17 protein-coding genes are annotated in these 18,353 nt (G+C 54.9%); 10 read left to right on the top strand and 7 right to left on the bottom strand.

Translation table 11 applies throughout. The annotated features are described in order from the left end of the window. Positions 1 to 242 precede the first annotated feature (242 nt). Together INT33_RS02165 and INT33_RS02160 are read right to left on the bottom strand one after the other, a co-directional pair. Complete coding sequence (locus INT33_RS02165; RefSeq protein ID WP_018915606.1) at positions 243 to 572, bottom strand: four-helix bundle copper-binding protein; 330 nt, start codon at positions 570 to 572, stop codon at positions 243 to 245. A gap of 303 nt (positions 573 to 875) precedes the next feature. Further along, positions 876 to 2,054 carry an alpha-hydroxy acid oxidase gene (locus tag INT33_RS02160; protein WP_193090972.1) on the bottom strand — a complete coding sequence of 393 codons (1,179 nt, stop codon included), beginning with the start codon at positions 2,052 to 2,054 and terminating at the stop codon, positions 876 to 878. A 115-nt stretch (positions 2,055 to 2,169) separates the two neighbouring features. On the opposite strand from INT33_RS02160, the gene INT33_RS02155 reads away from it, so the two are divergent. From INT33_RS02155 to INT33_RS02110, 10 genes are all read left to right on the top strand, one after another. Continuing rightward, positions 2,170 to 2,916 (top strand): GntR family transcriptional regulator, encoded by a 747-nt coding sequence (locus tag INT33_RS02155; protein ID WP_192537039.1) that lies wholly within the window; start codon positions 2,170 to 2,172, stop codon positions 2,914 to 2,916. Continuing rightward, complete coding sequence (gene manD / locus INT33_RS02150) at positions 2,913 to 4,124, top strand: D-mannonate dehydratase ManD (protein WP_018915609.1); 1,212 nt, start codon at positions 2,913 to 2,915, stop codon at positions 4,122 to 4,124. Before INT33_RS02155 ends, manD begins: the two co-directional genes overlap by 4 nt. Before the next feature lie 30 nt (positions 4,125 to 4,154). Then, entirely contained in the window at positions 4,155 to 5,177 is a 1,023-nt protein-coding gene (locus tag INT33_RS02145; RefSeq protein ID WP_192537040.1) for a Zn-dependent oxidoreductase, read from the top strand. 68 nt (positions 5,178 to 5,245) lie between these two features. Further along, positions 5,246 to 6,214, top strand: coding sequence for a TRAP transporter substrate-binding protein (locus INT33_RS02140; protein WP_192537041.1), 969 nt, complete (start codon positions 5,246 to 5,248; stop codon positions 6,212 to 6,214). A gap of 96 nt (positions 6,215 to 6,310) precedes the next feature. Next, on the top strand, positions 6,311 to 6,892 hold the full coding sequence (locus INT33_RS02135) for a TRAP transporter small permease (RefSeq protein WP_172116235.1): 582 nt from the start codon (positions 6,311 to 6,313) through the stop codon (positions 6,890 to 6,892). 2 nt (positions 6,893 to 6,894) lie between these two features. After that, a complete protein-coding gene (locus INT33_RS02130; protein ID WP_193090971.1) occupies positions 6,895 to 8,178 on the top strand; it encodes a TRAP transporter large permease in 1,284 nt (427 codons plus the stop codon). A 2-nt stretch (positions 8,179 to 8,180) separates the two neighbouring features. After that, complete coding sequence (locus INT33_RS02125) at positions 8,181 to 9,653, top strand: mannitol dehydrogenase family protein (protein WP_192537042.1); 1,473 nt, start codon at positions 8,181 to 8,183, stop codon at positions 9,651 to 9,653. Between the two features lie 10 nt (positions 9,654 to 9,663). Beyond that, on the top strand, positions 9,664 to 10,839 hold the full coding sequence (gene uxuA, locus INT33_RS02120) for a mannonate dehydratase (protein ID WP_193090970.1): 1,176 nt from the start codon (positions 9,664 to 9,666) through the stop codon (positions 10,837 to 10,839). Positions 10,840 to 10,916: 77 nt separating this feature from the next. Further along, complete coding sequence (locus tag INT33_RS02115; protein WP_319643903.1) at positions 10,917 to 12,269, top strand: lactonase family protein; 1,353 nt, start codon at positions 10,917 to 10,919, stop codon at positions 12,267 to 12,269. A gap of 312 nt (positions 12,270 to 12,581) precedes the next feature. Further along, a complete protein-coding gene (locus INT33_RS02110) occupies positions 12,582 to 13,790 on the top strand; it encodes an amino acid deaminase (RefSeq protein WP_193090968.1) in 1,209 nt (402 codons plus the stop codon). On the opposite strand, the gene kduD is transcribed toward INT33_RS02110, so the two are convergent. The 5 genes from kduD to INT33_RS02085 form a co-directional block, all read right to left on the bottom strand. After that, a complete protein-coding gene (gene kduD / locus INT33_RS02105; protein ID WP_192537046.1) occupies positions 13,787 to 14,539 on the bottom strand; it encodes a 2-dehydro-3-deoxy-D-gluconate 5-dehydrogenase KduD in 753 nt (250 codons plus the stop codon). The genes INT33_RS02110 and kduD overlap by 4 nt on opposite strands. A gap of 66 nt (positions 14,540 to 14,605) precedes the next feature. Next, positions 14,606 to 15,295: an HAD family hydrolase gene (locus INT33_RS02100; protein WP_193090967.1), complete on the bottom strand. Its 690-nt coding sequence runs from the start codon at positions 15,293 to 15,295 to the stop codon at positions 14,606 to 14,608. After that, positions 15,288 to 16,265, bottom strand: coding sequence for a 2-hydroxyacid dehydrogenase (locus tag INT33_RS02095; RefSeq protein WP_193090966.1), 978 nt, complete (start codon positions 16,263 to 16,265; stop codon positions 15,288 to 15,290). The genes INT33_RS02100 and INT33_RS02095 overlap by 8 nt, the downstream gene beginning before the upstream one ends. 50 nt (positions 16,266 to 16,315) lie before the next feature. Continuing rightward, a complete protein-coding gene (locus tag INT33_RS02090; RefSeq protein ID WP_193090965.1) occupies positions 16,316 to 17,284 on the bottom strand; it encodes a sugar kinase in 969 nt (322 codons plus the stop codon). A 16-nt stretch (positions 17,285 to 17,300) separates the two neighbouring features. Next, complete coding sequence (locus INT33_RS02085; protein WP_193090964.1) at positions 17,301 to 18,332, bottom strand: LacI family DNA-binding transcriptional regulator; 1,032 nt, start codon at positions 18,330 to 18,332, stop codon at positions 17,301 to 17,303. Positions 18,333 to 18,353: the final 21 nt, after the last annotated feature.

Here is an 18,353-nt window from a genome sequence, read left to right as displayed (position 1 = left end):
ACCGCCAAAATGATCAGTCTGCTGGGCCGAAAAACGAATGTTATAAAGCTGTCCTTGCTTTGCATCGTTAAGCCGCTTCCGTTAAGAGGGAATCTATATAATAGCTAATAAATAAAACCTATAAAAAAAGTGAGCATGGGTTCGCTCAAGCCCTGCTCACCTCATAAGTTAGGCGTATTGAACTGTTTTTCAACTTAATTGCTAAAGCAGAACGGTATGTGGGTTCTGGCTGAGATTTCGGTTTAGGCCACCATTGATGCACATAGACTGGCGCAGCGGTGGCACGCTTGAGCGCATTCCTGGCAATGATCAGCTTCATGTTGCCCACATTCGTCGCCGCACTTTTGACAGATATCCGCACACAGCTGACAGATGTCCTGAGCATACTCGCTGCCTTGGGCCATAAAGGCGACGGCCAGGCGACAAATTTGTGCGCACTGTATATCCAGGCGAATGCATTCCGCCATGTTGCCAAGAGTGGGTTCCTGAAGGCAGGAAGTAGCGCAATTATCGCAATAGACCGCACATATATTGCAGGCTTCAATGCACTCTTTAAAATTCTGTATGCTCATAGTAAACCTCTCCTGTTAAATATACGTCCTTAAGCCGGGCGCCGTTTATAAAATAATAAGGGGCTAGTTTTTCATTCTATAAGTCAGTTAATAATAGGGGCTGGGTTAGATGTTTGCAGAAGATTAAATAATGTTTAACTTGTTTTAAATTCAATGATTTTGTTTGTTGTTATTTTCTGAAGCGCTTTTAAAAATAGGTCTAACGTCCAAGTAGGCGACTTAGTGGATATTTAAGTAACCTGATTTTAAAGGCAAGAGCGGTCGTCCAGCGGCGCTCTTGCAATCTTGAATAGATGAATAAACTCAAAGTTTACGTTTGCTCAAGCAAGCAGAGGTTAAATCCTGGATAGTAGTGAACCCTAACAGGCCCAAGGTCCTGTCTACTTCTCCTCGCAGTAGATTAAGCGCATGCTGCGTACCCGCCTGACCACCAGCCGCTAAACCATAAAGCGTGGCTCTTCCAAGCCACACGGCGTCTGCTCCTAGCGCCAACGCTTTTATAATATCGGTGCCGCGTCGAAAGCCGCTATCCACGAATAAATGACAGCGCTCGCCTGTAATAGCTTTAACCTCGGCCAGTGTATCCATGGGTGAGAGCGAGTGATTAAGCTGTCGTCCACCGTGGTTGGAAAGTACGATGCCATCGATACCCAACCGTACGGCCTGTTCAGCTTCTTCCGGCGATATAATTCCCTTTAGAATGATCTTGCCTGGCCATAAATCACGGAGCCAGGCGATGTCTTCCCAGTTGAGCGATGGGTCTAGCTGCGGGCCAATTATCTGTGAAGCACCTTGAGCGTTACGTTTATCGGGTGGCAGCAAATCATCCAGGTTTTTAAACGTAGGCAGGCCATCGGGTATCAGCACATCGCTCATCCAGCCTGGTTTGGTGAGTAGGTGAAGCAGGTTGGGCAGGGAGGGTTTCATGGGGCGGCTAAAATTGCGTACATCCCATTCGCGATTCCCGTAAATTGCGCTGTCTGTCGTTACAACGATGGCCTCAAAGCCTGCATCAACACAGCGCTGTATCATCGATTTAACAAAGTCGCGGTCACGATAAAAATAGATCTGCATCCAGGCGGTAAGCCCTTCGATGGCAGCGATGTCTTCAAGGCGTGTAGTTGAAACGCTGCTTAGCACGAAAGGAATGCCGGCATCACGGGCGGCATAGGCTAGTTTTAAATCCCCATCACGCGTCAGCATGCCGTTAAAGCCCGTTGGCCCAATCGCCAATGGCATTTGGTAAGAGCGGCCAAACAATGTCGTGCTTAAATCGCGTGCACCTACGTTAGTCATCGTTTTAGGTTCAAACAGATATTGATCGAACACGGCGCGATTATGACGCAGCGTATGTTCATCATCGCTGCCGCCATAAACATATTCGAATACAAAGTTCGGCAGTTTTTTCTTGGCGATACGTTCTAAATCATGAATGTTTAGGGCTTTTTTATAATTTGAGCCTGAGTAAAGCGGACGTTTCATGGTGATTCACCTGCAACCAAAGTATAGGTTTAAAGGGCTTTTGTTTGCGTTGCCATACTACCATACTAGTCATATCAGTTAGGGCGACAGGCCCCCTTAATTCAGGCTGCTGCAAATGAGCAATATCAATATTACGCTACAGGCGCTATGGCAGGAGACGTCGGAGACCGAGTCGGTTCGTCAGCGTCTTTACCAGGTATTGCGCCAGTCCATCATTCAGATGGTGCTGCCCCCGGGCAAAGCGCTTTCTGAAAAAGAAGTAGCGGATGCTTTTTCGGTCAGCCGCCAGCCGGTACGTGAAGCTTTTATCCGTCTTTCGGAGGCGGGACTTGTCGAAGTCAGGCCTCAGCGTGGCACCTATGTTGTCAAGATATCCCAAGGCGCGGTGCTGGAAGCACGTTTTGTACGTGAAGCGGTGGAGGTGGCCGTGGTGCGCCAGGCAACGGCCAAGGGGCTTGCGCCGGATGTGCTCACAGAGCTGCATGACTTACTTGAGCGCCAGCGCCGCTGCATTGAGCCTCACGACACCATTCGCTTTTACCGGCTGGATGAGCGTTTTCACAAGACGTTGTCGCTGGCAGTTGGGCAGCAGGCCGCCTGGAAAGTCATTGAAGAGGTAAGAGCTCAGATGGACCGCGTACGCTACTTAAGCGTTCCTGATACCACCCCCATCGCCCGTTTGATCGACCAGCACGCCCATATTGTGTCTGCCATTGAAGACCGCGATATAGCAATGGCCGAGCAGGCCATGCGGCGCCATCTGCGTGAGATTTTTGTTTCGCTACCCGATTTAGTAAAGCGGTTTCCCGAGATGTTCGATACTCAGGAAACGGTATCCCTCATTGAGGAGGCAACTCCATGAAAATCGAACATGCCTATACTATTGTCACCTCGCCGGGGCGCAATTTCGTCACCTTAAAGATTGTGACTGACGAAGGAACTTACGGTATCGGGGATGCCACGCTCAATGGCCGTGAAATGGCCGTAGTGGCCTACCTTGATGAGCACGTCATTCCTGCCTTGATTGGCCGTGACCCGCAGCGTATCGAAGATATTTGGCATTACTTGTATCGTGGCGCTTACTGGCGTCGTGGCCCGGTTACCATGAGCGCGATTGCCGCTGTCGACATGGCGCTTTGGGATATTAAAGCGAAACTCGCGGGTATGCCGCTCTATCAACTGCTGGGCGGTAAGAGCCGCGAGCGCGTGATGGTGTATGGCCACGCGACGGGACGCGATATCGAGTCGTGTCTTGAAGAAGTCGCCCGCCATGTGGATGAAGGCTACAAAGCCGTGCGTGTGCAGGCAGGCGTACCCGGCATTGCGAGCATTTATGGTGTGGCCAAGAAAGATGGCGAGCCCTACGAGCCTGCGGATGCCGATTTGCCCGCCGAGCATGTGTGGAGCACCAGCAAATATCTAAACCACGTGCCCAAACTGTTTGCCGCCGTACGCGAGCGCTTCGGTGATGACCTGCATATTCTGCACGATGTACACCATCGTCTGACGCCCATTGAAGCCGCCCGCCTGGGCAAGGAAGTTGAGCCTTATCATCTTTTCTGGCTTGAGGACTGTGTCCCTGCTGAAAACCAGGAAGCGTTTGGGCTTATACGCCAGCACACCACCACACCGCTGGCCGTGGGTGAAGTGTTCAATAGCATACATGACGCCAAAGCGCTGATTGAAAACCAGTGGATCGACTATATTCGCGCCACGCTCACTCACGCAGGCGGTATCACTCATGTGCGCCGCATTGCTGATTTAGCCGGCCTTTATCATGTGCGGACCGGTTTCCACGGGCCAACGGATCTCTCCCCGGTTTGCTTGGGGTCGGCTATCCATTTTGATACCTGGGTACCTAACTTTGGTATTCAGGAATACATGCCTCACACCAGCGCGACTAACGAAGTGTTTCCTCACGATTATCGTTTTGAGGATGGCCACTTTATCGTCGGTGAAACGCCGGGGCACGGCGTGGATATCGACGAAGAGCTTGCCAAACAGTACCCCTACAAGCGCGCCAGTCTGCCGGTCAATCGGTTGGAAGATGGCACCCTCTGGCATTGGTGACCTAAAGAACGGGTAAGGAGTTTCGCATCCATGCAAGCATTTCAGGTCAACGCGCCTCACGATTTTAAGGTTGCCGAGGTTGAAATTCCCTCCCCGGCGGCGGGCGAGGTACTGGTACGCGTAGCGTTTGCCGGAATCTGTGGTTCCGACATGCATATCATTCACGGCGATAACGCTTTCGTACGCTTTCCACGCATCACCGGTCACGAGTTTGCTGGCGTCATCGAGGCGCTGGGCGAGGGCGTAGCGGATGTAAGCGTCGGCGATCGCGTCTGTGTCGACCCGGTCATCAGTTGCGGCACCTGCTATCCGTGTCGCATTAATCGACCCAACGTATGTAGCGCTCTGGAAGTGATCGGCGTGCACCGTAACGGCGGTTTTGAGGAGTTCGTCTGTGTGCCGGCAGCCAACGTGCACCAGGTGCCCGAGCATATTGCGCTTGACGCCGCCGCACTGGTGGAGCCTTACACCATCGCCGCGAACGTGCTGGACCGCATGCAGCCGCACCGCGGTGATCGGCTTCTGATTCTAGGCGCCGGTATGATCGGCATGACTATCCTGCAGATGGCCCGCGCCATGGGCATCGACGAGATTATCGTTACCGACGTGATCGACGAGCGCCTGGCCGCGGCCAAGGAGCTGGGGGCGACCCACGTGCTCAATAGCCGCACTCAGGATGTCGAAAAAGAGATTCTGGCACTGACCGAAGGCGAGGGCGTGCCGCTGATTGCTGATGCCGCCTGCGTGCCGGCGCTATTGCCTCAGATGTTGCGCCTGGCATCGCCCGCCGGGCGCATCGGCCTGCTCGGTTTCAGCGTCCAGCCAAGCGATTTGATACAGCTTGAAGTGATCAAGAAAGAGCTGACCCTGGTTGGCTCGCGGCTCAACAATCGTAAGTTTCCGGAGGTGCTTGCGCTCATGGCAAGCGGCAAGCTGGACCCTCTGGCGCTGGTTAGCCATCGACTGCCGCTAAGCGAGATGCCCGGCGCCATCGATATGCTTGATCACCGTCCTGAAGAAGCCCGTAAGGTGTTGATCCAAATCAATCCCTGAAGGACACGCCAACTCATCTTAACCACACGCACTAACAACCAACAATGCAGAAGTGCAGGAGCGATAAAATGATTAAGAAACTGTTAACCAGTGCAGTACTTGCAACGATGGTATTCAGCGCGCAATCGGCGCTGGCCGCCGACTACACGCTGCGTTTTGGGCATCTTGCCAACGAGCAGAACATCTGGCACCAGGCCGCCGAGAAGTTCAAGGAGGAGGTGGAAGCCAACTCTGACGGACGCATTGAAGTTCGCCTTTACCCCAGCGAGCAGTTGGGTAATGAAATGGATGTGATCAACAGCATTCAGTTGGGCACAGCGGACATGACGATTACCGGCGAGAGCCTGCAAAACTGGGCGCCCAAGGCGGCCATGATGGCCGTGCCTTATGCCTTCCGGGATTCTGAGCATCTGCATGCCGTCGTTAACGGCGAGGTCGGTGCCGAGATTGAAGAGCAGATCATCGAGCGTACCAATCTGGTGCCGCTAGCCTGGTTTGAACGTGGCCCTCGCGAGCTGACATCCAATCGACCTATCCGCACGCCGGATGACCTGGACGGCTTACGCTTGCGCGTGCCTAACGTGCCGCTGTTTGTAGATACCTGGCAGGCGATGGGCGCACGTCCTACCCCAATGGCGTTCAGCGAAGTGTTTACCGCGCTTCAACAGAACACCCTGGAAGGTCAGGAAAACCCGCTGAGCCTGATCGAAAGCGCCAGCTTCAATGAGGTTCAGGACTACGTGAACATGACCGGTCACGTGCGCAGCTGGATCTACGTGGTGATTGGCCGTAATCAGCTTGAAAAAATGCCTGAAGAGCTTCAGCAGGTAGTGCGCGACGCGGCTGATACCATGCAGGCTTACGAGTCCGAGCTGTTTGTAGAAGACCAGGAGCGCCTGGAGCAAGCCCTTCAAGAGCGTGGCATGGAATTCATCGAAGTAGACGTGGATGCCTTCGCTGAAGCGGCCCGTCCGGCGGTGCTGGAAGCCCTGACACCTGAACAGCGTGAAATCTTCGACGCCATTCAAGACCTGTAAGACGGTTGGTAGTGAGAATGGGCTGGCCGCGTGCCAGCCCATTCTCAGTTTGCAAGTTCTGTCTGCAAGAGCAGTCTGTCCCATGAGGATACGTTTATGAGCTCGGATCAAAAAGCGCTTGAACAAGAAGCGTTGGAGAGTCTGGATTCGATGTCGGCGGTGCCCAAGCTGCAAGGCCCCATCGGGCGCCTGATAGGCTGGGTGGATGCCTGTTTTCTTACTCTTTCAGTACTGGCGCTGGTCGCGATTGCCGCTACGGTGCTGCTGCAGGTGAGTTCACGGTTATTCCTGCCGTTTTCCATCGCCTGGACCGAAGAGCTCTCGCGCTATCTGTTTATCTATATGGTGGCGCTGTCGGTTGGGGTAGTCATGCGCCAACACCGTAATATCAGCGTCGAGCTTTTCCATCATATGCTTGGCCCGCGCATGAAAGCGGCGTTTCAAGCGCTGATCTGTCTGATGATCGGCGTGTTTGCTTTTCTGGTGCTGCCTTATGCCTGGCAGTACGCCCAGAACGGCACTTGGCAGACATCCCCCACACTGCGGGTGCCCATGCTGTACATCTTTTTCTCAACAGTAGTCACCTTTGCGCTGCTCCTGGTTTATAGCGTACTGGGATGTCTTGAGGGAATCATCGCAATGTGTCGCTCCTCTGCCTCTCGTGAACAGGAGTCGTAAGCATGGAAGTCATTATTTTATTCAGCGTTTTCCTGATACTACTGTTGGTGGGCATGCCTATCGCCTTTGCGCTCGGTATCGCTTCAATGTCGTATCTACTGATGGAAGGCATTTCGCTGACCATCGTGCCCCAGCGCATGTACGCGGGCATCGACACCTTCGTTCTGCTGTGTATTCCGGGCTTCGTGCTGGCCGGTAACTTGATGAACGTGGGCAATATTACCGAGCACATCGTGCGCTTCTCCAATGCCTTGCTTGGACATATTCGCGGCGGCCTGGGCCTTGCCAACGTGGGCGGCTCAATGATTTTTGGCGGTATTTCCGGCACCGCCGTGGCGGACTCGGCGAGTATCGGCTCGGTGATGATTCCCGGCATGGCGCGCTCGGGTTACGACAAGCCGTTTGCCGCTGCCGTTACCGCCGCCTCATCTACCGTTGGGCCGATTATTCCTCCCAGCGTGCCGATGATTATTGCAGGCTCGTTAAGCGGTATTTCGGTTGGACGGATGTTTCTGGCAGGCGCGGTCCCCGGCCTTTTGATGGGCTTGGCCATGATGATCACGGTGTACATTCTCGCCGTGCGCCGGGGCTATCCAAAAGAGAAACGGGTGCCGGTCCTGCAGCTTCTGCGTGAAGCGAAAACAGCCTTCTGGGCACTGTTGATGACCGTGATCATTCTTTACGGCATCATCGGCGGCTTCTTTACGCCTACCGAAGCTTCGGTTGTGGCCAGTCTTTACGCCTTGGTGGTAGGCATGTATGTCTACAAGGGGCTTACCTGGCGCAAGCTTCCGGGCATTCTGGTGGACACCGTTCTGACCTCGTCAGCGCTTTTGCTGATGGTGGGCCTGGCCAACCTGTTCGGCTGGATCCTGACCAGCGAGCAGATACCCCAGATGATCGCCACGCTGATTCTCTCCATCAGCGAAAACCCGCTGATCGTGCTGCTGATTCTCAACCTGATCCTGCTGTTCGTTGGCGCCTTTATGGAAACCATCGCCGCGCTGATCATTCTCTTCCCCGCGCTGGTGGGGGTGGCCACAGGTGTCGGCGTGGATCCGGTGCACTTTGCCGTAATCGCGGTGCTCAACCTGATGATCGGTCTGACTACACCGCCTGTGGGCGTATGTCTGTTTGTGGTGGCCGGTATTGGCAAGCTGCCTATGCTGACGGTTGCCCGCGCAATCGTGCCTTTCCTGCTGTGCAACCTGGCAGTACTTATGCTGGTGACCTACGTACCAGCTATTTCGCTGTGGCTGCCTAATCTGCTGATGGGGAGTAACTAGGTATGAGTGTGCAACGTATTGAGGCCGTGTCGCAAAGCGGTCAGATCGGTATCGTCCACCTTGGCTTGGGCGCATTTCACCGTGCTCACCAAGCGGTTTATCTTGAGCGCTATCGCCAGCGCACAGGCGATGGCGAGTGGGGCGTATGTAGCGCCAATTTACGCTCAAGTGTTGATTTGGTAGATAACCTGCGCAAGGCGGGTTACCGCTATCAGGTGGCGGAATATGCCGATAGTCAGACGCTGACGCTGCGCGAGATCGGCGTGATTGAAGAAACGTTGTTCTCAGGCCGCGATGCTTCGGGCAACTGGGGGCGGGATAGAGATGCGCTGCTTGACCGTCTGGCGGCGCCGAGTACGCGTATCGTCACCCTGACCGTGACGGAAAAAGGCTACTTTCTCAATCCGGCCAGTGGCGAGCTAAGGGTAGATGACCCGATGGTTTCGGGTGACATTGCCTCCCCTCAGCAGCCGCGTACGGCGCCTGGGTTATTGGTAGAAGCACTGGCAAGACGTCATGCGGCGGGTATCGAGCCGTTTGCGGTACTTTCTTGTGACAATATGCCCCATAACGGACAGCGCACCCGAATGGCGGTTGTGCGCCTTGCTGAACAGCGCAGTGCCGCGCTGGCTGAATGGATCGCAGAGCAGGTGGCGTTTCCGAGCTCGATGGTCGACCGCATCGTGCCTGCGATGACCGACGCTGACTTCGAGCGCCTTGCTAAGCTTGGCGTCAACGACCCCAATGCCGTGGTGGGCGAGGCGTTTTCACAGTGGGTGGTTGAAGACCACTTTCCGCTGGGAAGACCTGGCTGGGAAGCTGAAGGCGTCGAGATGGTAAGCGATGTAGCGCCGTTTGAAACCATGAAGCTGCGTATGCTCAACGGCAGCCACTCACTGCTTGCTTATCTTGGTGCACTAGAAGGCATTGAAACGGTCTTCGACGGTGTGGGCCATACGCCGCTGCGTGCGCTATTGCGCCGCTATATGCTTGAAGAGGCCGCGCCCACGCTTGAAATGCCCGAAGGTACTGACTTGACGGCCTACGCGGATTCACTGCTGGCGCGATTTGCCAATGACAGCTTGCGCCACCGGCTTCAGCAAATTGCCATGGACGGTAGCCAGAAGCTACCCCAGCGCTGGTTAAGCGGAGCGCTTGAGCGGGCTAGCACCGGGCTGGCGTCTCCCTGCGTGGCGCTGGGCATGGCCGCATGGATTCGTTATACCGATGGTCAAGCGCTAAACGGCCAGCCCTATACCGTTGATGACCCTATGGCCAAACAGTTTGCGGAGCTGCACCAGACTCACGGTGGTCACCCGGTCGCGCTGGTAAACGCCTTTTTAGCCATTGATGAAATTGTGCCATCTGCGTTGGCGGCGAATCAGTCATTTGTTGACGATGTGCTAGCAGCTTATCGCGCCTTGACGCAAAGCGGGTTAAACGCCGCGCTCGCAGCGCTAGGCATCGAAGAATAGGGAGTTATCTATGGAACATACCTGGCGCTGGTTTGGCCCTAACGATGTCATACGTCTTGAAGAAATCCGGCAGGCCGGCGCGACTGGTATTGTGACGGCGCTGCATGAAATACCCAACGATAAGGTATGGCCGGTCGAGGCGATTCAAGCGCGCAAGGCCATGATTGAGGCCGCTGGGTTAAGCTGGTCGGTAGTTGAGAGTGTTCCGGTCCATGAAGCGATAAAGCAGGGGCTTGCGGCGCGCGATGCGTTGATTGAAACGTACTGTCAAACGCTGCGCAATTTGGCGGCCTGTGGCATCGACACGGTATGCTACAACTTTATGCCGGTGCTCGACTGGACGCGCACGGATCTCGTCCATGTACTGCCGGACGGCGCGCTGGCGCTGCGCTTTGATCACACCGCGTTTGCTGCTTTTGATCTCTTTATTCTTAAGCGGCCAGGGGCCGAGGCTGAGTATAGCGAAGCGGATAAGCATATGGCGCAACGCTACCTGGAGACGCTTGATCAGTCCGCCCGTGACAAGCTGGTGACCACACTGATCGCCGGACTGCCAGGGGCTGAAGAGCACTATACGCTGGAACAGTTTCGGGATGTGCTGGCGGAGTATGCCGAGATTGATGCGGAAAAGCTGCGCGAAAATCTTGGCTACTTTTTACAGGCGATTATTCCAGTGGCTGAAGAAGTCGGCATTCGTATGGCGATCCACCCGGATGATCCACCCCGGCCGCTTCTGGGCTTGCCGCGAGTGGTGTCAACTCATGAGGATGCACAGTGGGTGGTGGAGCATGTGCCCAGCCCGGCCAATGGCCTAACGTTTTGCACCGGCTCTTATGGTGTTCGTGAAGACAACGACCTGGTTGCCATGGCTCGCCACTTTGCTCCGCATATTCACTTTATCCACCTGCGTGCTACAAAGCGCGAGGCGGACCCACGTTCGTTCCACGAAGCGCCGCACCTGGAAGGTAACGTTGATATGGTCGGCGTTATCCAGGCACTGGTCGAAGAAGAGCGTCGCCGTGAAAAACAGGGCGGGGCGCGTTTGCCGTTACGCCCCGACCACGGCCACCATATTCTCGACGATCAGCAGCGTAAAACCGCGCCGGGCTATCCACTTTATGGCCGTATGCGTGGGCTTGCCGAACTGCGTGGCGTGGAGTTCGCGATTCGTCGCTTATCTCCGTAGAGTTGGCTATGGCTTGGCGAAACTGATTTCTCTAATAAAACGTACGGCTAGCCAAGGTAGTGTCTGATTACTGTTCAATGGAGTCATCAAAAATGAAAATAAAAAAAGATCTGCAACAACAAAAACAAAGCTCGGGTATTCCAGAGCACAACTCCAAACTCTCTAGGCGCTCGTTCTTGCAAGCCATTGGTGTCAGCGCAGCCTGGGTAGCAACGGCACATGGCGCCTTCGCACAGAACTCGGACTCGATGGGTTCGCCCGCCAATGAGCAGTATTTATACGTCGGCACTTATTCGTCACCAAATACGGCGCCCGGTGGCGTTATTCCAAGTCAGGCCGAAGGCATTTATGTCTACAAGATGAATCTTGAAACCGGCAATCTGAGTCCCGTCCAGACGGTAAAGGCCGACAATCCGTCTTACTTGGCAATGGCGCCGTCAAAACGATACATCTACTGTGTCAATGAGCTTGGCGAGGACGACAAAGGAGCGCCGTTAGGACGTATCAGTGCTTATGAAATTGATGAGCGGAGTGGGCGACTAACGCTGATCAATACACGCTCGACTCAAGGCACTTGGCCTTGCTACTGTGCCGTTCACCCCTCCGGACGTTATCTATTTGCGGCCAATTACGGCACGGGTACTTTTTCTGTATTCCCGCTCGGTGATGAGGGTGAAATTGAACCCATGAGCGACCAGTTTCAGGCGTCAGGCAATGGAAGTGGGCCCGACCCTGTTCGACAGGAAGGCCCACACGCCCATATGATGCTGTCCAACCCCGGTGCTCAGCATGTTTTCGGCATAGATTTGGGCGGAGATTCGATTCTTGCTTGGGAACTCGAACTAGCTACTGGCAAACTAATGCCGGGACCTGTGCCCCAGGCCCACGTGCCATCCGGCAGTGGCTGCCGCCACTTGGTATTTCATCCTGACGATAATCGAGCCTACGTAATCAACGAGCTTTCTTCCACCATTGATGTATTCGATTTCGAGCCACGCCGGGGAGCATTTATATGGCTCCAATCGATATCGACTTTACCGCAAGATACCACTTTCACCCGCCCTTCATTCAATCCTAATAATCCAGGTGAAGTACCGACGGGAACGAATACGACGGCGGGAATTAAGATTCACCCGAGCGGGCGTTGGGTCTACGCTACCAATCGCGGGATGGATAGCATCGCCATGTTCAAGGTTGATCCCGAATCAGGGCAGTTGACCTCAGCAGGGTGGGTTCAGAGCCAAGGGCAGATCCCGCGAGGTATGAACATCGAGCCTTCGGGCACTTTCCTTTACGTAGGCAATCAGAACTCGGACACCATCGTGGTGTTTCGTATCAAGTCGGATGACGGCCAACTCGAAGGCCCCATCCATATTATCGATAGTCCAGTTCCAGTCGACTTCGCGTTCGGCTCCTTTGCGCGAAGTTGAGATTGCTCAATACGGAACGTCCGGGAGGGAAGTGATTTAATTACCCGTTTTATGGGTGTATGCGAGGCCTGACCGAATTACTCGGTGTAGAGCAGGCGGTGGGGCAGTTAACTGCTAGATAACCCATTACTCTTCCATGTATTTCTCTTCACAATAGAATAGCCCCGCTGATGAGTTAAATCAGCGGGGCTATTTGCGCACTAATGGCTAGCAATTAGCGAAGTGTAGAGGGTGCTCCAGTGTTCGCAAGAGTTGGCTCGGGCACCTGTTCTGATATGATTAAATGCGCTTAAAACTCCAGGAGATGGGTACATGCAATCAATGGCGTCAGCAGTAGATAAAGGCAGTGTGGAGTTAGGCCCTAACCTGTTGGGGGGCGTCAGTCTGCCTGCCGCCGTGGTGCATGAAGGCCCGCTTCTGCATAACGTGGCGTGGATGCAGCGTTTTGCCGAAGCCCACGGCGCCCGCTTGGCGCCTCATGGTAAAACCACTATGACGCCAGCGCTTTTTCATCGTCAGATTCAGGCGGGGGCATGGGGGATTACCTTGGCGACGGCACCACAGTGCCGCGCAGCTTTTGCTCATGGGATTACCCGGCTATTGATGGCTAACCAGTTGGTGGGGCAGGCGAATATGGCCATTGTCGCTAGCCTGATAGAACAAGGTGCAACGTTTTACTGTGTCGTAGACAGCCAGGAAAACGTACGCCAGCTTGGGCGCTTTTTTGCCCAGCGAGGCCTGATCTTACCGGTTTTGATTGAGGTAGGTGTTCCAGGTGGAAGGTGCGGCTGCCGTACCCAGCAACAGATACTCTCTCTGGCCGAGACTATTGCTGAAGAACTCGCGCTGTCATTGGCGGGGTTGGAAGGCTATGAAGGCGTCGTGCACGGCGCTGATCCAGAAGCCGGTATTCGTGCTTACGCTAAATATCTAGTGGATGTGGCGGTAGAGCTTGAGGCAGCAAAGCGCTTTTCAGAACCTGAGCCCATCGTCACGGCATCGGGTTCTGCCTGGTATGACGTGATTGCAGAAGCTTTTGAAGGAGCGCCGCTTCAAGATCAATTTACAGCCGTATTACGCCCAGGGTGTTACGTAGTTCACGACCATGGGCTGTATCGTGAGGCGCAATCCGCCGTGCTTGCCCGTCGGCCTGATTTGCCGGAAGGCCTTGAGCCTGCCCTGGAAGTTTTTGCACAGGTACAGTCGCTTCCTGAGCCGGGGCTTGCCATCATCGCATTAGGCAAGCGCGATATCGGCCATGATCAGTTACCCATTGCCCTGCGTCGCTACAGGGAAGCCGGTACCCCTGAGCAACTGTTGTCGGTGGCTGGTTGGGAAGTGACGAATATCATGGATCAGCACACGTTCGTGAGGCTTCCCAAAGAGGCTCAGGATGTAGAAGTGGGTGATATCGTTGCGTTTGGCGCCTCTCACCCCTGTTTAACGTTCGATAAATGGCGCCAGGTGCTGTTAGTCGATAATGACTTAAACGTTAAAGAGCATTTGACTACCTGCTTCTAGCGCGCAAGCCAACCGCCATCCACGGCTAGCGTGTGGCCATGAACGTAGCGGGCTGCGTCAGAGCACAAAAAGATGACTGCGCCCGCCAAGTCGTCAGGCGTTCCCCAGCGGCCAGCCGGAATACGGCCGAGTATTTCGTCATGCCGTTGGGGGTCGTCGCGCAGCGCTTGGGTGTTATCGGTTGCCATGTACCCAGGGGCGATCGCATTTACGTTGATATCGTGGGCGGCCCACTCGTTGGCTAGTAGGCGAGTGAGGCCTTGAAGCCCGCTTTTGCTGGCGGTGTAAGAGGGGACGCGAATGCCGCCTTGGAAAGAGAGCAGTGAGGCGATATTGACAATTTTGCCGGGCGCTTTGCGCTCAATAAGATGCTTGGCAACGTGTTGAGCCAGAAAGAACGCGGCCTTTAAGTTAACGTCTAGCACTGCGTCCCAGTCTTCTTCAGAAAACTCAATGGCTGGCGCCCGGCGGATAATGCCAGCATTGTTGACCAGGATATCCAGCTTGCCTGCTTGTGTGATGGCCTGGCTTACAATCTCGCTTGGCGCATGCTGGCCAAGCTCCGCCTCAACCGCGTAAAAGCGCTGCCCCAGCGCTTCGACCTGGTGCTTTGTATCATCGGCAGGGCGTCGGCTAACACCGACAATATCCGCTCCTGCTTGAGCCAGCGCCAGGGCAATACCTTGCCCCAGGCCTTTATTGCAGCCGGTCACCATGGCGACCTGGCCGTGCAGCGAAAATAGTTTCATCGTCTCACTCCCTTCAACTGCTGTGTATACCAACAAGGAGGCTGTATCAGCGCCTTACGTGTTGTGCTAACTAGTGACTGCGCTACCAAGGCGGGCAATCACGTCAGGTAGTTCGTGAGCATGCTGTATACCAATCGCGCCTTCAGGCGTGGTTTCCTCTTCGGGGAAGTGGTTGATATGGATAACGTGCATGCCCGCCGCCAAGCCTGCTTCTATGCCCACCGCCGCATCGTCGATCACGATACATTGCTCGGGGGCGTAGCCCATTGCTGAGGCTGCCTGAAGGTAAAGTGCAGGGTCGGGCTTCCACACGTTCAGCGTGTAAGCGCTAAAGATCTGCTCCCCAAAGTGCGGCGTTAAGCGCGTGCTTTCCAGCGCGCAGCGAATCTTGCGCTCTGGCCCGTTGGATACTACTGCCTTGGGGTAGGCGCTTAAGGCTGCCAGTGCCTCAGGAATGCCCGCTATCGGCTCAAGCTCTGCGCGCATGCGCGCCTCCATGCGGGCGCGCATTTGTGCTTCCATTGCCGGAAATTGATCTTCTACCAATACGCCAAAACGCTCTTCAAGCATCTGTACGATGGTGTAAAAGCGAATGCCGCGAAATTCTTCCATGTATTGCCGGGCTGAAAACGGCAAGCCGAACTCAGGCAAGACTTCCCCAAGCACCTCGGCGAGTAAAATTTCGCTGTCAACGAGCGTGCCATCGCAATCAAACAGTAGGCAAAGCGGTGCAGGTGCTGCGAGCGGATTATGCATTAAGCACCGTTTCGTTAACGACGTTGATTGGGCGCTCACCTTGAAGCGCTAAACGAATATTATCCACGGCGCGTTGGGCCATTGCCTCGCGGGTTTCATGGGTGGCTGAGGCAATATGCGGTAGCGCGACCACGTTATGCATATGGGGAAGCGGTGATGAGGTGGGAAGGGGTTCCTGCTCGAATACGTCAAGACCGGCCGCTCGAATCGTGTCGTTTTCCAAGGCCTCGATCAGAGCGGCTTCATCAACCACTTTACCGCGTGCGATATTGACGAAAACCGCTGAAGGCTTCATCAACGAGAACTCACGCTTGCCAATCAGCTTTTCCGTTTCCTGAGTGAGGGGCACGGTAATACATACATAATCGGATTCTGCTAAAAGCGTGTCTAGTTCACAGCGTTTTGCGCCCAGCTCTTTTTCAAGCTCAGCCTTCGGTGAGGCGTTTGAGTAGAGAATCGGCATGCCAAAGCCCAGCGCGCCGCGTCGAGCAATCGCCGCACCGATACGGCCAAATCCGACCATGCCGAGCGTTTTGCCGTGTACATCGTTGGCGAATAAATCAGGACCGATACTGGACTTCCATTTGCCTTGTTTGACCACTTCCGCAAGCTCGATCACGCGTCGGCCAGCCGCCATGATAAGCGCAAAGCCAATATCAGCCGTTGTTTCGGTAAGTACATCGGGGGTGTTGCACAGCATGATGCCGCGCTTGGTTAGCTCATCCACGGGGATGCTGTCGTAACCCACAGAGACGGTCGAAATAACTTCAAGCGCGGGCGCGGCGTCCAGCAGCTCGGGGGTGACGGGTAGCCCGGAGCCGATAATGCCATGCGCTTTGGCAAGTACCTCAGCCACACCCGGCTGGGTCAGATCCAGTGAGCCTGAATGCTCAAGTAACGTAAAGTTCTGTGCTAGCTCTTCCTGCTGAGAGTCACTGAGTCGACCCATTACCATGATATTCTTTTTCATTTTGTCTCCTGTTGTGTTGATATTTTTATTAAATAAAACATTAACAGATTCTACTGTTCAAGCTCACGAAGCTTATCCCGGGTCGGCAAACCTTCCATATCGCCAACGACCTGGATGGCCTGAGCACCTACCAGATTACCGCGATCAAGCGCCTGTTGCGGCGTACGGCCATCCAGCAAAGCGCTAATCACGCCCACCGCAAAGCCATCGCCTGCACCGACCGTATCAACAACTTTAGCGACCGGCTGGCCGGGTGCCAGAAGGCTTTCCAACGTGCCGTTCAGGGTGCCGCGATAATAGCTGCCTTCTGGCCCCAGCTTGATGATAACGGCCTTGGCACCTCGAGCGAGATAAAAATCGGCAATCGCTTCGGGTGTATCGCAGCCGGTCAAAAGCCGCCCTTCAGAAAGCCCCGGCAGTACCCAGTCAGCAAGACTTGCCAGCTCATTCAAGGTATCACGCATGACGGCTTCGCTGGGCCAAAGTGACGGGCGCAAGTTGGGGTCGAAGGAAATACTGGCGCCGCTTTCGCGCGCCTTCTGCATCACGTGGCGGGTTAGTTCCAGGGCACTTTCAGAAAGCGCGGGGGTAATGCCGGTAGCATGCAGATGAGTGAGCGACTGAAAGTCGATGGCAGCGGCGTCTTCCACGCTCAAGTGGCTGGCGGCACTGCCGCGCCTGAAATACTCAACCCGTGGGTCGGCACCGCCCTCGGCGCGCTCCTTGAACATCAGACCGGTGGGGTGTTGCGCATCAAGGTGAATATATCGGTCATCGATACCTTCGGCTTTTAAGGCCTGCTGAATAAAGCGGCCCTGGCTGTCGCTGCCTACCCGGCTCAACCAGCCAACGTGAAAACCCAGGCGTGAGAGGCCAATGGCGACGTTATTGTCAGCGCCTGCCAAACGGCGATGAAAGCGATCTACGTCAACCAGGTCGCCTGGTAAATCGGCCACTAACATGGCCATGGCTTCGCCAAAGGTGAGTATCTGGGGGGAGGAGGTTGGTGCATGTGGCATAGCGTTATTCTCTTGTTTAAACGTATTTTGGGTCGTGCTTAGGAGTTGTGCTGCCGCGGACCTGCAAGCGCGGTGTGTGGCGGTAGCGTGTGGGCGATGTCTGCGCTAGGCCATTAAGCTGGTTGAGCAAACAGCTGACCGCCGCCTGGCCGATATCATCAGTAGGCTGGGCCAGTGTAGTGATGCCGGGGGTTATCAGCTCACACCACGCCAGCTCATCAATGCCCATTAAACCGGTCGGGCCTATGGCGATACCCAGCTTTTGAAAACTGCGCGTCATGGCGAGCGTAACGCTGCCGTTAGCACACAGCACGGCTCCCGGGGCTGAAGCAGAACGCCTGGCAAATGCGTTTAACGTTTGTGTGTGATCCACGGCATTGTTCAGTATCAACGTCTGGCCGTTTATACCTAAAGTTGCTGCCTGTTGAGTAAAGCGCTGCAGCCGCTCTTGGCGGGCGCTGGCGTAATCAGGTGACTCACTGGCGTAGAGAATCGATCGATACCCCTGCTCCACCAAATGCTCCAGCGCCATATCAATGGCCAAGGCGTTATCAAGCCCAATCACCGCGGCGTCTAGCTGGTGAATATCGCGGTCAAGCAGTACCAGTGGCACCCCGCTGCGCATTATTGCCTGTAGCTGTGCTTCAGGCTGCCCGGAAGCATTAATAATCAAGCCCTCTACCTGATAGGCCGACAGCAGGCGTAAATGCTGTTGCTCTTGTTTTGGGTCGTTATCAGTATTGCAGACGATCAACGAATAGCCGCTTGCGCGAGCAGCCTGTTCCACGCCGTGAACAACGGCTACTGAAAAAGGGTTACGGATGTCGGCTACCAGCATCCCCAATAAGCGTGAACCACCGCCTTTAAGACCCCGTGCCATTAAGTTGGGCTGATAGCCTAAGGTATTAGCGGCTTCGGCAATGCGTGTTTGAAGCTTGGGCGTTAGCCGTTCGCGCTCTGGGCCAAAAAAACGCGATACGCTGGTTTTAGAAGTGCCCGCCAATTTGGCGACTTCAATAAGCGTGGTGCGAGATGAGGTAACGGGCATGGGGAAATCCGCAGAGTAATC

The sequence above is a fragment of the Halomonas colorata genome (genome assembly GCF_014897985.1).
In the GTDB taxonomy this organism is placed as follows: Bacteria; Pseudomonadota; Gammaproteobacteria; order Pseudomonadales; family Halomonadaceae; genus Vreelandella; species Vreelandella colorata.
This window is presented reverse-complemented; position numbering and strand designations above follow the sequence as displayed.